The sequence below is a fragment of the Pseudoalteromonas sp. c7(2019) genome, assembly GCF_011378625.1.
GTDB classification, from domain to species: Bacteria; Pseudomonadota; Gammaproteobacteria; order Enterobacterales; family Alteromonadaceae; genus Pseudoalteromonas; species Pseudoalteromonas arctica.
Map to the genome: position 1 here is coordinate 85,263 of NZ_WTKS01000009.1, position 14,741 is coordinate 100,003.

The following is a 14,741-nucleotide window of genomic DNA, read 5'->3' on the forward strand; positions in this document are numbered from 1 at the left end:
CTGCAATAAAAGGGCTAGCGCTCTGTTTTAAGTAAAATTAGTTCTAATATTTAGATGTATTAAACCCGCTCCTGTGTTGATTATGAAAATGATAAGAGTTATCATTTAGCTTGTTGGCTATCTACACTTCTCCCAGGAATTATCATGTTTAACCCTAATTATTTGGCATTAAGTATTGCTGCGTCTTTATCTGCTTTTTCTAATATGGCATTTGCAGAGCAAAATAACGATATTGAAAAAATAGAAGTAACTGGCCGTGCCCAGCAATTTTACCTAGAAACCGAAAGTAAAATTGGTACTAAAACTAATTTAGATCTTATTAAGCTTCCGCAATCGGCTCAGGTTTTAACAGAGCAACTTATAATTGACCAAGCAGCGCGTGACATTACCGATTTGTACCGATCTATTGCGGGAGTGAGCGAATATAGCTACTCAGGCGTTACTTTTCGTGGTTTTAGAGATGACGCAAATGTATTTTACGATGGTGTGCGTGGCGACCCATATTCGGGCTTTGGTGTACCGCAGTTATTTAATGTAGAACGTGTTGAAGTATTAAAAGGGCCAGCCTCTGCTTTGTATGGCGGTGGCGAACCTGGTGGGATGATTAATTACGTAACCAAAAAACCAAGCTACTTAGAAAAGCGCGAATTAAAGCTCACCTTGGGTAACTACAATACGCGTGGCGCATCACTCGATATGACCGGTGGTTTAAGCGATACAATGGCTTATAGGTTGGGTGGTTTTTATGAAGAGCAAGACAGCTTTCGTAACAATGCAGACTCAAAAAACACCGAGCTAACAGGTGGATTGTTATTTGATTTAAGTGATTCAACAACGCTTACAACAAGTGTTGATTACATAAAACAAGACTTAGGTGGCAATCGCTTACGTGGAGTACCGGTAGATGATAACGGCAACTTTCTGGTAGATCCTTCGTATAACGCGAACGAATCATTTGACTATCAAGATATGGAAGCTTTGGTGCTTCAAGCTGAGTTAAATCATAGTTTTTCTGATGATTTCTCTGTTAGCACTACTGTGCGATACCTTGATAATGAGCGCGACCAAGCGTATCACGAGTCGCAAAATTGGGTTGACGTAAATGGTGATGGCGTTGCTAATATAGATGATGAAACCATAAGACGAGAATACCGCAAACAGTTTCGAGCAAACGAAGAAATAAGCTTAACAACTGATTTTGTATATAACGTTGAGCAAGGTAATTTAGAGCATCAATTTTTATTTGGTGGCGATTACCATGTGGTAGAAACGCAGTACGATTACTTGCGTGCCCGATATGAGGCTGATGGTGTAGCAAACTTAAATATTTATACACTTAATTACGGTGAAACAGACCCTAGCACCTATAACTTAACCGATTTAGATCGTGATGGTGTAGATACCGATCGCTTTGGTGTATACGCTCAAGATGTTATAAGTATTGGCGAACAATGGACCGTAATTGCAGGCTTACGCTACGATTATTTTAAAGAATTAAATAAGGAAACAGGCTTTAGCTATTCTGACAACGGTGTAACGCCTCGCGTTGCAGTAACGTACCAGCCAATAGAAAACACCTCTGTTTACATAAACTACTCTGAAAGCTTTAACCCAACCTCGTCGGGCGATCAGGAAGATGTGGTAGGCGAGGGCAACTTAGACCCGGAAACAGGTAAGCAAACCGAGTTGGGCATGAAAAACAGATGGTTTGATGGCAAAATAATGAGTACATTTGCTGTTTATCAAATTAATAAAGAAAACGTGGTAATGAGCAACCCAGACGATACTGCCGCGGGAGATGGCATTGCTGCACTTTTAAATATAGGTGAAGTAGAAAGCCGTGGATTTGAAACAACCTTAGTAGGCGATTTATCAGCGCACTGGACCGTAACGGCTAACTACGCTTACAACGATACGCAAGTAGTAGACGGTGTAACGGGTGATACGCTTTCAGATACATTTGGTGATGGCTCGCGCTTTGCTAATGCACCACGTCACCAGGCGGGTTTATGGTCACGCTTTGGGCTCGATTCGATTAATTCCTCTATTGCGTTTGGCGCTAATTATGTGAGTGAGCAAGTAAGCTCCGATGGCCAAAAAGTAAAACCATTTACCGTATTTGATATGAGCTGGACGAGTCGCTTTGATGACGTATTACTGAGTGTAAATATTAACAACCTGTTTGATAAGGAATATGCTGTAAGCGGATTTAACCAGCGTAACGGTCACTTTCCGGGTAGCCCGCGTGAAATTGTTGGGCAAATAACCTACAAGTTTTAATACTTATTAGCGCGAGAGTCTCTCGCGCTTTGTTTTAAGTATCGCCTTGCACCTTTTTATCACTATTAAATTTAGCGGATTCTTGTGTAGTGTTAATAGCCGTAATAGGGAAGGGAATTACAATGCCTTCTTTTTTATAGCGTTTATGCAGGGCTTTTATAAAAGCAGATTTAACCCAAAAGCGATTAAAGTATTCTTTTGCGCGCAGCATAACCGTAAAGTTAATACTTGATCTGTCAAAGGTATGAAAAACCACAAAGGTATTGTAATCATCAACGCCCCATTCGTGTGAAATAAGTATTTCACGAGCCACTTCAAGTGTTACTTGCTCAACAAATTCTAAATCCGAATCGTAATGCACGCTTATATCTACAGGGACGCTTAGCTCTCTTTCAGGATAAAAGTAATTAATAATACGCGATTTAGATAATTGGCTATTAGGTATAATAATCATATTATTCGGTAGCATTTTAACCCATGTAGAGCGCCAGCCTATATGATCTACAAAACCTTGTTCTTTTGATTCCAGCTCAATAAAATCGCCCACTCTTATGGGTTTATCTATCACTAGCTGCACGCCAGAAAAAAAGTTTTCGAGGGTAGGTTGTAAAGCAAGGGCAACAGCCAGTGATGTAATACCTAGCGAGGCAATAATGGGTGTAATAGAAATACCTAACGTGCCCATTAATACTAGTATTCCTACGGATGATAATGTAACGCGTATCACGCCTTTAATTATGCTTTTTGAATTAAAAACAACGGCAGATTGTTTGCCGTAGTAATTAATAGTGCCAATAATAAAGCGGTCTAAAAACATAATAAGTGCCAGTAGAGCTAGTACAATATTAATGCTATTAAAAGGAATTTGTTGAGAAATAGAAGTACTAATAATGAAGGTGTCGTGCTCTAAAATGGTGAGTAGCACAATAATTGTGCACAGTGTTAGCGGTTTAGATATTGACTCTATAAGTAAAGTATCGAATATAAACTTGGTTTTTGAAGTCCATTTTTTAGCCAGTACATTACAAAAAAGCGAATTAAAAACAGTAGTATAGCTATAAGTAAGAGAGATGAAATCGCGCTTAACCAGGGGGTGCTGTTGGAAAATTCCAGCGCTTTATTTAGCATAACTTAAACCTGTTCAATATAGTTTTATATATATTGCAGCAAGTTATGTACCTTTGTTTGGAAAAGTAGCTGCCGAGTTTTAGTCGGCAGCAAATATTATACTTTTTTGGCTAACCACATACCGCCTAAGACGGCTGCAAAAAATAACAAAAATTCCATTTTAAGAGATACCAATTGAACCAAGCCAGGGCCTGGGCAAATGCCACTTAAACCCCAGCCTAAACCAAAAAATACTGAGCCGATAATTAAGCGCGCATCAATATTTTTTAAATTACTTAAATTAAATGTTCCTGAAATAAGTGGTTTCTCTTTTTTTGCAACCCATAACCATGTAAGCATCATTATTAGCATGGCAACAGCCATCACTATAATTAAGCTTCCATCCCATTGGTTTCCATAGGTAAGAAAGTTAATCACTTTAGCAGGGTTTGTCATCCCGCTAATAATAAGCCCTAAGCCAAATATAAAGCCTATAACAACCATCATAATTGCTTTCATTATTTATCCTACAAGGTTTGCTGTAATGAAGGCAACAAGCATAAATGTACATGTTGCAACCCAAGAGCGAGCAGAAAAGCGCGACATGCCGCACACACCATGGCCACTTGTGCACCCATTAGCTAAAGTTGTACCAGCGCCAACTAAAAGTCCTGCAACAACAATAAGCCAAGGCGACAATTGCAATTCGCCTTCTAATAAAGAAGGCGCAAATACCCTTACAGCGACTCCTGCCAACAATAACCCTAAAATAAAGTATAACTGCCAACGAGAGTCTGAATTTGCTTTAGCGAATACAGACTTAACAATGCCTGATATACCCGCAATTTTTCCGTATAAAACCAGTAATAACGTACACGCTATTCCTATTAATGCACCGCCTATTGCAGCCGATACTGGAGTGAATTCTGTTATCATTTTTAAATTTCCCAAACAATAGAAACGCCTAAACCGGTTTGTTTCATTTCGATTGATAATTGTTGATTAGGTGCTAAGTAGTTAGCACCCGTTACTTTTTTTGCTGGCGAATAAAAAGCCATAGCGTTTAATTGTACCTTGTTGGTAAAAGAATGGCTAAAGCCAGTAGTAAAATGCCACTCTTGAACGCCTGGGGCTAAAATATTAAGCAAAACGTTTGATGAAGGAATAGGTTGCTCGGTATAAGATACCCCAAAACGAATTTTTTGTTGCGATGTACGTTGCCACTGATAGCCAAGCTTATAAATAGTCATATCGTTCCAGCCAAACCCAGCGCCTGTATCAACCCCTAAAGGTGCTGACATCAAGTTACTGATTGGATTTGCAATACTTTTTACTTCGCTGTAATTTATTTTTTGCCAATCAAATACAACCTGATTAGCTGGGGTAAGCTTATAAGCTGCACCAAGTTGAAACGAACTTGGCAGATCAAATCCGCCTTGCTCTGCAAACAAACCTTTATAGCTATCAAACTCTTGCATAGACACAGATGAGCGGTAACTTGCCCCCCAGCTTAATGACGAATTTATATCTTGGCTAATACCTAGTTGAATACCTAAGCCTGTGCTTGTATCGGTGCCATTATTTGTAAGCGCTTCTGGCGATTGCGAAAAAGGAGCAAAGTTTTCAAGCCCTTGTGCTTCAAACTGTTGCACCACGTAAATAGGGGATACACCAAGGCGTGTTTGTTCATTCAACTTATAGCTTACTGTTGGGCTAATAAAGAGTTGTTTTAAATCAACGCCTGCCGTACCAGCGTAAAAAGTCCCCTCAGTAGAGGATTCTGCGCCGTACTCGGTATTCATACCGCCGTTGCCATACACTAATAAACCAATATTTACTTTTTCATTTAATTGATGGCCAATAGCAAACTCTGGAATTGCAAATACGGTGTTGTCGCTTTTTTGTGTTTTTGCTTCAAGATAAAATGCGCCAGGGTAAAAAGTATCTACTTTTGATGCAGTATATTTTCGTTCAGGTGAAAAAAGCTCTAAGCCCAGAGATAGCTCTGTTCCGTTAGGTAAAAAGGTTGCTGGATTATTAGCGCCAGACATTAACTCTTCTGACAGCGCTACACCTGCGCCAGCCATGCCTTTGTGGGTCATGCCATAGCCGTGAGTAAAATAACCATTAGTAGCAAATGTACTGAACGAACCTAACGCGCACGTTAAAGCTAAGCCTGAAATTAACTGTTTTTTCATTTTAGTAAATACATAAAGTTGGAATGGGCGGACAATAGCTAATTTTTGATATTCTAAAAAGGAATTTAAATAGATTAGTTATAATAAAAGGTAATACGGCAATGGTTATAAAGTTAAAATAAATGAGCGTAGATTGCTATTCAGCCTTAGCTTAAGTTAAAAGATTCACTAACGTATTGAGCTATAATGATATTTAAGTATGCAACCGTTAGCTATACACTTTGGTATTAAAAGTTTGCTGGCAAAAGGGCGTTTGCGTATTAATAGCTGCATAAAGTAGATTTATTATTTAACGTTTAGGTTATTTAAATCGCCATTATTAAATGGCGCTATTGTATGTAAAAGCAAAGCGGCGATTAATATCACCGCTTTTAAAAATCACATAGATTCGAGCGTTTTACCGCGGGTTTCTTTAATGTATTTAACAACAAAAAATATGCTTATAAGTGCCGATAACGCATAAAAGCCATAAGCGCCTGCAAGTCCAATGTTAGCCAGCATAATAGGGAAGGTCATAGTGATTGCAAAGTTAGCAATCCATTGTGCGCTAGCCGCAACAGCAAGGGCTGCACCACGAATACGGTTATTAAACATTTCGCCCAATAATACCCATACAATTGGGCCCCAACTTAAGCCAAAAAATACCACAAATAAGTTAGCCATAATAAGCGCAAACGTACCCATGTTATCGCTAAGGGCAAGTTTGCCTGCTTCATCAAGGCCTGCACTGCCAAATATATAAGTAAGCGCGCTTAAGCTGATAAACATACCAATACTGCCTACTAATAGCAGTGGTTTACGGCCAATTTTGTCAACTAGGGCAATGGCAATAAAGGTCGATACAATATTAGTAGTACCTGCGAGCACATTTATAAATAGCGATTGCGACTCATCAAACCCAGCGGCTTGCCAAAGCTCAGAGCCGTAATAAAACACCACATTAATACCCACAAATTGCTGAAATACACTCAGTGCCACACCCACCCAAACAATTGGGTGTACTTTTTTACTGTTATCAATAAATAAGTCGCGAATACTTGGCTTTGTGTCGCTATGCAATGAGCGTTTAACATCGCTTATTTGCGCATCGGCATTGTCGTTCGATATTTTGCTAAATACCGATTTTGCATCATCCACTTTACCTTGCGCCACTAAATAACGAGGCGACTCCGGAATAAACAAAACACCGACTAAAAACAATACTGCAGGCACAAGCTCAGCCCAAAACATCCAGCGCCAAGCGGCTATATCAAGCATTAAAATATTTTGCGCACTACCTGCTGCATCAGCAATTAAATAGTTACTTAAAAATGCCGCAAACAAACCCAGTACAATAGCGAGTTGTTGTAGTGTCGCTAAACGACCACGAAGAGCGGGTGGTGCAACTTCAGCAATGTAAGCTGGCGCCAATACCGATGCAGCACCAATACCTAAACCACCAAATAAGCGGTAAAAAATAAACTCCGCAGAGCTTTCGCTAATGCCCGACCCAAAGGCACTAATGGCAAAAATAATCGCGGTGATGATCATAATTGCACGGCGGCCAAACTTATCTGCCAGCGGCCCCGCAGCAAGTGCACCTAAGGCACAGCCAAGTAACACAGAGGCAACATTAAAGCCCGTAGCCACACTACTTGAATTAAACGCATTACCGAGTGCCGATACCGTGCCGTTAATAACGCCCGAGTCAAAACCAAATAAAAAGCCACCAATAGCAGCCACGGCCGATATAAATATTACGTAAAAAAGAGAGGTGTGTTCAGCTGTGTTGGAAGGCGGTGTGTGCGTTGTCATTATATGCCCTGAAAGTTAAATTAAATATAAAAGAGCATAATATCGTAAAGCGTTATGGTTGAATATGCTTGTGCGGGTATAAAGGGATTGGCAAGTATAAATTAAGTTGTTTTTAAAGGTTTCAATTTAAAGGTATTAGCTAAAGGCGTTAGATTCAATACTTTGAAATTAAGTAGCGCCTTTTAATAACAAAAACTAAATTTCAAAGAATAATATGCACTTTATGGAAAGTGCCTGTTGGAGCAATATCACTGTTCTCTACCATTTTGGTATGTTTTTGCAATTACATAAACTGATATGAGGTTTAGTAATTGTTTACATGTGGTTATTTGGTGGTTAAGGTTAATAGATTATAAAATAGGGACATTTGTCGGTTTATAAAGCGTCAAATGTCGTAGATTAAATTGTCATATTTATAGAGATACCATGTCTGTAATTCGTAGCTCAGTTTTTCAAATCATTTTTAAATCAATTTTTTTACTATTATTTAACTGTATCGGATTCTTTGCAATATATGCTGGCGCTCTTTTATTCCTTAGCGAGAGTAATACTTCGTTATCGCCAAATGAACAACTTTTGGCGTTAATTCTCGCTTTGGTTACAACATCTATTTTTGCTTGGTGGATGGTACTCAGCTTTCGGCAATACGAAATCAAAATAGACAGTGAAGTAATCCTACTTAAAGGATTATCTGGCTGGAAAAAAATTGACAAAACTTTTCCACTCTCCGATCTTGACGGTGCAGAATTAGGAACGGATTTAGCTCTATTTAAGGGGAAAAAATTGGTGGCGAAGCTTTCAATGGTTTCTATAGCATTTGACAATCATTCGCTAAATAAAAGTATTACAAAAACTTTACCCGCTCCTGAATTGGGTAAATAAATATAACAAGCCAATCCAGCAGCGGCTGATTGAGGCATTATACAACCGAGTGTTATGTACTTATGAAATTTTCATTAGTTGACGGATTTAAGCAAGCTCCTCTGCCCAAGATGAAAGGAGTTTGTATATATTGTGGTAGTCCAACCGTAGCAAAGTGTGGTTCAAAAATTAGATGGCATTGGGCGCACAAGGTAAAATGTAGTTGTGATCCTTGGTGGGATAATGAATCCCAATGGCATCGAGATTGGAAAAATCATTGGGAAGATCGTAATCAAGAAATAGTATACTTTGATAAAAGTGGTGAAAAGCATATTGCAGATGTTGTTAATGAGCAGAATATTGTAATTGAATTTCAAAACTCCCCAATGTCTGAAGCTGAGTTGAAATCAAGAGAGGATTTCTACGGGGATATGATTTGGGTAATTAATGGTCGTAATCTAGCGAAAAACATAAAATTACGTGCGATGCTTCCTGATCCTCTGCATGAATCAATGGAAGATATATCTATTCATTCAAGTAATCATAAAACTCATTTCGTTTATTCTTTTATTTCTGAGTATCGAGGTCCGAATGAGTTAGTAGAAATACATAGCTCAGATAAAATAGATGGAATAATTAAATCCACGCATGTAGGACACTTCCTCTTTGAGTGGAAAAGGCCTAGATATGTTTGGTTTAAAGCAACAAAACCAGTTTATTTGGACTTTGGACAAGGTGTCATCTGGCAATTAATGCGTTTTAACAATTATAGTAGTTTCTGTATTAAGGCATGTATTAAAAATGATTTCTTGGCAAAGTTTAAATGAGTTGCATAACAAGTGATCAATCTTATCAGTGCTAATTCATTACAGGCTATAAATAGAATTATTAGCACTATTTATAGTGCTAAATCTTCCCCAACCTCTGTCTTACACCTCAAAGTTATCAAAGTACTCTTTTTGTAATTCTATAGTGAGTGCTTTAGGGCGAATGCCTTGTACTAGGTTGTATACCTCTTCTTTTGTGTAACCTGTCGAATTTAAAATAAGTGCAGCTACCAATTCTGTGCGGCCAGCGCCGCCTTTGCAATGTATGGCAATGGTTTGTTTGTATTGTATGGCTTGTAATATGTCGCTTTTTACATTTAGTGCTTATCGACTCTACATTATTTATATATGGCAACTATAACCATTACTGATTACAAGTTTAAGATTGAATAATAAGCGCAAATACTAGATACTGTTTTTATATACAGTTATGGCGATATTATGAAAAAAGAATTACCAGCAAAATACTATTTAGCGCATTTTAGAGAGCTTATTGAGTTTGTAACAAGTAAATGTATGCATTTACTTGAGCCTAAACATAGTGAATTTATTAGTAAAATTAACAAGCTAGATGAGCAAAGCCAGTGCATGTTAGCGCGGGTATACTCGCGAAAGCCTTATTTGGTTCAGGCGCAATCGCTCAATTATGAAGAAATAACATCGCCGCATCAGGCTATTTATACGCTTAAAAAAGCCGATATTTTATTTGAGCCAAACGAGCAGCATTATTCGCCGCTTTTAGCGCACTTAACCAAACCTTCTTTGGTTGAGTTGCTAAGTAATTACAGTGAGCAAATAAGCTTTAAAAAGAGCGCAGCTAAAGGCGCGCTGGTGGATATTGCGCGGGAGTTTTTTAAAGACTGCCCACAAGAGCTTGCGCCACTTAATAGCCAGTATGTAATTAACAACCGCAGTGATTACTACGAGTATTTTGAGTTTTTATTTGCAGGTAAACTAAGCCGTGGTGATGTGAATCATCAAAACCGTTTTGTAATGCGAGATTTAGGTTTAACCGCTACGCGCGAAGGGCACAGCGAGAGCTTGTCGCGCTTTGAAACACTTGATGAAGCGCAATCAAACTATTTATTAAACCGTTACCGGTTAGCATTTAAAAATATAACCGATGAGAGCGATTACGTTGCTTTAGCGCCAAAGGTTTTAGTGCAAGCTGCGCACGGTGCCATTGCTGTTGCGTTAAAAAACAAATTATTAGTTAGGCTTTATAGGCAGCTAAAAACAGTTGATAGCGAACTTGCTTTTAGCTTACTTGAAGGGTGCGTGGATGATAGCGAAGCACAAGAAATTCAAATAAGAGAGCAATACAGGCTTGATAATAAAGAGTGGGTAAAAGCACGGTTAGAAGCCATTATCGAAAATCCGCTTACTGATGATTTACTTTATTTTGCTGACGATTTTTTAATGCGTAAGTTTAATAAAAAAACACGTTCGCGTTTAAGTGCAATGCTTGCCAACACTCAGTGCGTGCTAGAAATAGATGAACTGTACCGAGGTGAAGTAGAGCAGGGCGTAAACGATTATTATACTCGCCAAGGTATGGCTGTATTTAATACCGAAAACACGCTTTGGCAAAGTTTGTTTGGTTTAGTATTTTGGCATGAGTTATTTGTGGAGTCGCCTTATCCGCCATGCAATGAGTTTGATATTTATCCGCAAGTATTAAGGCTTGGTAATTTTTATGAAGCGCAGCAAACACAGATAAATGAGCGCTTAGCACAGTGTCAAACGCCGCAAGCATTACTTAATTTAGTATGCAAACATGCAGCGCAATACTTTGATCAACCTAACGGTTTGTTTAGATGGCGCAGCAATTTATTAGAGCCACTAGAGGCGCTTATTTTAAACAGCCCTATTAAGGCGCTAATTGCGCACTTAACAGCCATGAGCAAACATTACTTACAGCTAAAAGACGGCTACCCCGACTTAATGGTAATTAATAATGGACAAGTACATTTTGAAGAGGTAAAAGCCCCGGGCGATAAGCTTAGACGCAACCAACTAACCACCATTGATAATTTAAAAAATGTGGGCTTTACAGTACACATTGCTGCGGTTAAATGGTTTGTAGATCCTAACCGTATTTACAGTGTGGTCGATATAGAAACCACGGGCGGCTTAAAAGGCGGTAACCGTATTACCGAAATTGGCCTTGTAAAAGTACAGCACGGTAAAGTAATTGATACTTGGACAAGCTTAGTTAACCCCGAGCGCCATATACCTGGATTTATAACGTCACTAACTGGTATTAGCGACGGCATGGTTTATAACGCGCCTGTATTTGCCGATATAGCCAAGCCGCTATTAGATAAACTCGCAGGCAGTATTTTTGTAGCCCATAACGTTAATTTTGACTACGGTTTTATTAAAAAAGAATGCGAGATGGCAGGGCACTTTTTTAAAATGCCAAAAATGTGCACCGTGGTTGAATCGCGCAAAGCGTTTAAAGGCTTAAAGTCGTATTCGCTTGGTAATCTCTCATCGCATTTTAATTTAAATTTAACCAGCCATCACCGCGCACTTGCTGATGCAACGGCTACTGCTGAGTTATTGTTACTTATTCAGCAATCCCAAAGTAGTGAATAGATCTTCAGGTTAACTAAAAGCCACTAAATAGTTATGCCATGAATAATCAGCACTTAATTGAAAATTAATTATGTGCTGCCACTTAAAGTGGGTCTTTAATATAATTTAGACTTCGAAGTCTAAATTATATGCTCTATTCGAATTTCATTCCTTTTCTTTGTTTAAATCCCTCGCATTAAACTGATCAAACCAGTAATTTTAAATCCGCCATAAAAATTAAATTTGTTTACTATTAGCTGCTTGAGTGGGTTTTAAGCTTTTGTTTTTATAACACCTGTTAGTTACATGTAAAAGTTGCATTAATCGTTGTTGCATTCGAATGCAAAAGGCGGTAGTTTTTATGAGTCGAAAAAATAGTCATTTAAATACTGCGTTTTTAATAATTATAAATAATAAAAATTCGGTGGTGGAGCATAGCGTCCATAAATGCTTAATAAAATTCATTTCAACAGGTGGAGAATTTATCTCATGACGACGAATATTTTACGTAAAACACTTATTTTTGCTGCTGTAAATACGGCGTTATTAGGCTCAGCATCTGTATTTTCACAAGAAGCAAAGTTAAACCCCAATAAAGAGCTGGAGGTGATTTCTGTTACCTCTACTAAGCGAGTTAAAAGTATTCAGTCGGTGCCTTTAGCAGTTACTGCGGTGTCGGCTAAAGATTTACTAGAAAATGGCATTACCGATATTTTAAGCCTTGATAGCCTAGCGCCGGGTTTAAAGTCGGGTGTGTCGGGGAGCGATGCCCGTCCAGCTATGCGCGGTGCCAGAACAGAGCAAGTAGAGGCTAATGATGTTGCTATTGCATTTTACTCTAACGGTGTTTATCGCCCACGCCATGGGCAAGCACTCGCTGGCTTTGTTGATTTAGAACGTGTTGAAGTACTACGCGGCCCGCAAGGGACGTTGTTCGGGCGTAACTCATTTGGTGGCGCAATTGATGTAATAGCTAAAAAGCCTGAACTTGATATCACCGAAGGTGGTATGGCTACAACGTTTGGTAATTATGGCCATTTGCGCGGTGAAGGCTTTTTTAATGCTGCTTTAACCGATGACACCGCAGTACGCTTTACTGGGGTGCGAGAAATACGTGACCCGTACGTAGAGAATTCGTTTAATGAATCAGCAGGCTTGAAAGATGCCGATATGTATTTTTTACGTGGCCAAGTATTTACTGAATTTAACGACGATGTAAATTTAAATGTAAAAGTAGAAACGTGGCAGGACGAGTCAAATGGCGGCGGTGCTTTTGGTTACCATATTTTAGGTGTGCCTATAAACCCAGCGACAGGTAAAACAAGCTTATCTGCACCATTAACTCAGCGCATTGGTCGCGATGATGTGTGTGGCAGTAATTGTGGTCGTTTTGGTGCAGGCCTAGATAATGCAGCAACGCCTGGGCTTGATACTGCCCAAGGTGTATCGTCAGACCCATTTACTCAGCAGTTTGATTATAAGCCATCACGCAATGTGAGCGATGTAAGTATTAGCGCCGAGTTAAACTGGTCGCTTGAGTCGGTTGATTTAAAAGTAATTGCAGCCTCAATGGATTACGAAGAAACACGCCTTACCGATGGTGATTTTTCGACTTATGCAACCACAGTAGATGGTAACGCAATTGAATCTAAAACTAACTCGTTAGAAGTACAAGTTAGCTCTACCTACGAAAGTGATTTTGAATGGGTGGCTGGTATTTACTTATTTTCAGAGGACCTAGATAACGCTTTTTTAAATGCGAGCTACGGAGCTGTGGTTGATAATGTACCCGATACAACGCAGCCTCAAGCACTTCAATATGCACCATGGTTAAACCAAATTCAGCTAGAAACGCGATCAGCGGCGGCTTACTTTCAAGGTAACTACACATTTAGTGATGATACACGCGGTATAGCAGGTATAAGGTACACAAATGATAAACGTGAGTGGGATATCTACGGTCAAAATACCAATGATTTAAGCACGATCGATTTTTCAGAGTTAGAGGTAAAAGATGCAGATGGCGATTGGAGTAAAGTAACGTGGAAAGTTGGTATTGAACACGACTTAACAAACGATCAGCTACTATACGCTACAGTATCTACAGGCTTTTTAGCTGGTAATGCACAGGGCGCTTTTAACGGTGAAAACAGTTACGATGAGCAAACAGTAACGGCTTACGAAGTAGGCTTTAAAAGCATGCTGCTTGATAATTCATTAAGATTTAACGCCTCTTTATATTACAACCAATACGAAGATTTACTTTCTACGCGTTTTCAAAATGTAGGCGGTACGGCGGTATCATTTTTTGGTAATGCGGGCGAAATTGATGCAGCTGGTCTTGAGCTTGAAATTGATTGGCAAGCGAGTGATGCATTGCGCCTAGGTGCACGTGCCGCGTTTACAGATTCTACTTATGGTGACTTTGTTACGCCAAATGTGTTTGAAGAAGGCGGAGAGACTATAAATGGCGTAGATAACTTACTGCAACTTGACGGTAACGAAGTGCAGTTAAGTCCCAAATATAACATTACCCTTTTAGCGAGTTACGAGTTTGATTTAGGTGATAAAGGCCGCATTGTGCCTGCTACCAGTATTCAGTTATCGGATTCGTATACGACCAACGATCTCCCGTTTTCGTTTGGTACGCAAGGTAGCTATCAAAAATACGATGCCAGTATTGCATGGTATTCGGCCGATAATGAGTGGGCTGTACGCGCATATGTTCAAAATGCAGGCGATGAACTTATCTTGCTTAGAACGGTTCGCTTTGGCGGTAACGTAGCGGCTGCTGACTATGCTAATCCTCGCACTTATGGCGTAAGAATAGGTTATAACTTTTAAGCCAGTTATCGTTTTAACTGCTTTATACTCGGTTAGGGTTTAACTAAAGTTAAGTTATTAATAAAATTGGATATTATTTAAAAGGCCAGCAATATTGTATTGCTGGCCTTTTTATTTTATAGATTTCGAAATCATTATTATTTTGATTTTAAATCATTGTTATTTATGTTTTTTATAGTTCAGGTTAATTATTTGGCAGAAAGTTGTTGATCTTTTTGACTTCGAAGTCTATTTTGTATCAATGCATTTT

The 14,741-nt window shown here is 39.0% G+C and carries 9 protein-coding genes and 2 pseudogenes; 5 read left to right on the top strand and 6 right to left on the bottom strand.

Annotation, left to right across the window (positions count from 1 at the left end; all coding sequences use genetic code 11):
• Positions 1 to 144 precede the first annotated feature (144 nt).
• Complete coding sequence (locus GQR38_RS11670; RefSeq protein ID WP_165721622.1) at positions 145 to 2,280, top strand: TonB-dependent siderophore receptor; 2,136 nt, start codon at positions 145 to 147, stop codon at positions 2,278 to 2,280.
• 34 nt (positions 2,281 to 2,314) lie between these two features.
• Here the strand turns inward: GQR38_RS11670 and GQR38_RS11675 are convergent.
• The 5 genes and pseudogenes from GQR38_RS11675 to GQR38_RS11695 form a co-directional block, all read right to left on the bottom strand.
• Positions 2,315 to 3,408 (bottom strand): annotated as a pseudogene (locus GQR38_RS11675) (mechanosensitive ion channel family protein).
• A gap of 96 nt (positions 3,409 to 3,504) precedes the next feature.
• Positions 3,505 to 3,906: a DUF6691 family protein gene (locus tag GQR38_RS11680; RefSeq protein ID WP_165721623.1), complete on the bottom strand. Its 402-nt coding sequence runs from the start codon at positions 3,904 to 3,906 to the stop codon at positions 3,505 to 3,507.
• A 3-nt stretch (positions 3,907 to 3,909) separates the two neighbouring features.
• Entirely contained in the window at positions 3,910 to 4,323 is a 414-nt protein-coding gene (locus tag GQR38_RS11685; RefSeq protein ID WP_165721624.1) for a YeeE/YedE thiosulfate transporter family protein, read from the bottom strand.
• A 2-nt stretch (positions 4,324 to 4,325) separates the two neighbouring features.
• Entirely contained in the window at positions 4,326 to 5,585 is a 1,260-nt protein-coding gene (locus GQR38_RS11690) for an outer membrane protein transport protein (protein WP_165721625.1), read from the bottom strand.
• A 378-nt stretch (positions 5,586 to 5,963) separates the two neighbouring features.
• Positions 5,964 to 7,379, bottom strand: coding sequence for a sugar porter family MFS transporter (locus tag GQR38_RS11695; protein ID WP_165721626.1), 1,416 nt, complete (start codon positions 7,377 to 7,379; stop codon positions 5,964 to 5,966).
• 426 nt (positions 7,380 to 7,805) lie between these two features.
• On the opposite strand from GQR38_RS11695, the gene GQR38_RS11700 reads away from it, so the two are divergent.
• Together GQR38_RS11700 and GQR38_RS11705 are read left to right on the top strand one after the other, a co-directional pair.
• Entirely contained in the window at positions 7,806 to 8,261 is a 456-nt protein-coding gene (locus tag GQR38_RS11700; RefSeq protein ID WP_096793441.1) for a hypothetical protein, read from the top strand.
• Positions 8,262 to 8,323: 62 nt separating this feature from the next.
• Positions 8,324 to 9,067, top strand: a complete 744-nt coding sequence (locus tag GQR38_RS11705) for a competence protein CoiA family protein (RefSeq protein ID WP_165721627.1) — start codon at positions 8,324 to 8,326, stop codon at positions 9,065 to 9,067.
• 102 nt (positions 9,068 to 9,169) lie between these two features.
• Here GQR38_RS11705 and GQR38_RS11710 read toward each other — a convergent pair.
• Positions 9,170 to 9,379, bottom strand: a pseudogene (locus tag GQR38_RS11710) (protein phosphatase); the annotation flags it as partial.
• 129 nt (positions 9,380 to 9,508) lie between these two features.
• On the opposite strand from GQR38_RS11710, the gene GQR38_RS11715 reads away from it, so the two are divergent.
• Together GQR38_RS11715 and GQR38_RS11720 are read left to right on the top strand one after the other, a co-directional pair.
• Positions 9,509 to 11,668, top strand: coding sequence for an exonuclease domain-containing protein (locus GQR38_RS11715; RefSeq protein ID WP_165721628.1), 2,160 nt, complete (start codon positions 9,509 to 9,511; stop codon positions 11,666 to 11,668).
• A gap of 468 nt (positions 11,669 to 12,136) precedes the next feature.
• The gene (locus GQR38_RS11720; protein ID WP_165721629.1) at positions 12,137 to 14,491 is read left to right on the top strand and encodes a TonB-dependent receptor; all 2,355 of its coding nucleotides are present in this window, start codon (positions 12,137 to 12,139) and stop codon (positions 14,489 to 14,491) included.
• The last annotated feature ends 250 nt before the right edge of the window (positions 14,492 to 14,741 follow it).

Bases quoted from the DNA above. Each gene is read 5' to 3' on its own strand.
- GQR38_RS11670 (WP_165721622.1), top strand. From the start codon at position 145: ATGTTTAACCCTAATTATTTGGCATTAAGTATTGCTGCGTCTTTATCT.
- GQR38_RS11680 (WP_165721623.1), bottom strand. From the start codon at position 3,906: ATGAAAGCAATTATGATGGTTGTTATAGGCTTTATATTTGGCTTAGGG.
- GQR38_RS11685 (WP_165721624.1), bottom strand. From the start codon at position 4,323: ATGATAACAGAATTCACTCCAGTATCGGCTGCAATAGGCGGTGCATTA.
- GQR38_RS11690 (WP_165721625.1), bottom strand. From the start codon at position 5,585: ATGAAAAAACAGTTAATTTCAGGCTTAGCTTTAACGTGCGCGTTAGGT.
- GQR38_RS11695 (WP_165721626.1), bottom strand. From the start codon at position 7,379: ATGACAACGCACACACCGCCTTCCAACACAGCTGAACACACCTCTCTT.
- GQR38_RS11700 (WP_096793441.1), top strand. From the start codon at position 7,806: ATGTCTGTAATTCGTAGCTCAGTTTTTCAAATCATTTTTAAATCAATT.
- GQR38_RS11705 (WP_165721627.1), top strand. From the start codon at position 8,324: ATGAAATTTTCATTAGTTGACGGATTTAAGCAAGCTCCTCTGCCCAAG.
- GQR38_RS11715 (WP_165721628.1), top strand. From the start codon at position 9,509: ATGAAAAAAGAATTACCAGCAAAATACTATTTAGCGCATTTTAGAGAG.
- GQR38_RS11720 (WP_165721629.1), top strand. From the start codon at position 12,137: ATGACGACGAATATTTTACGTAAAACACTTATTTTTGCTGCTGTAAAT.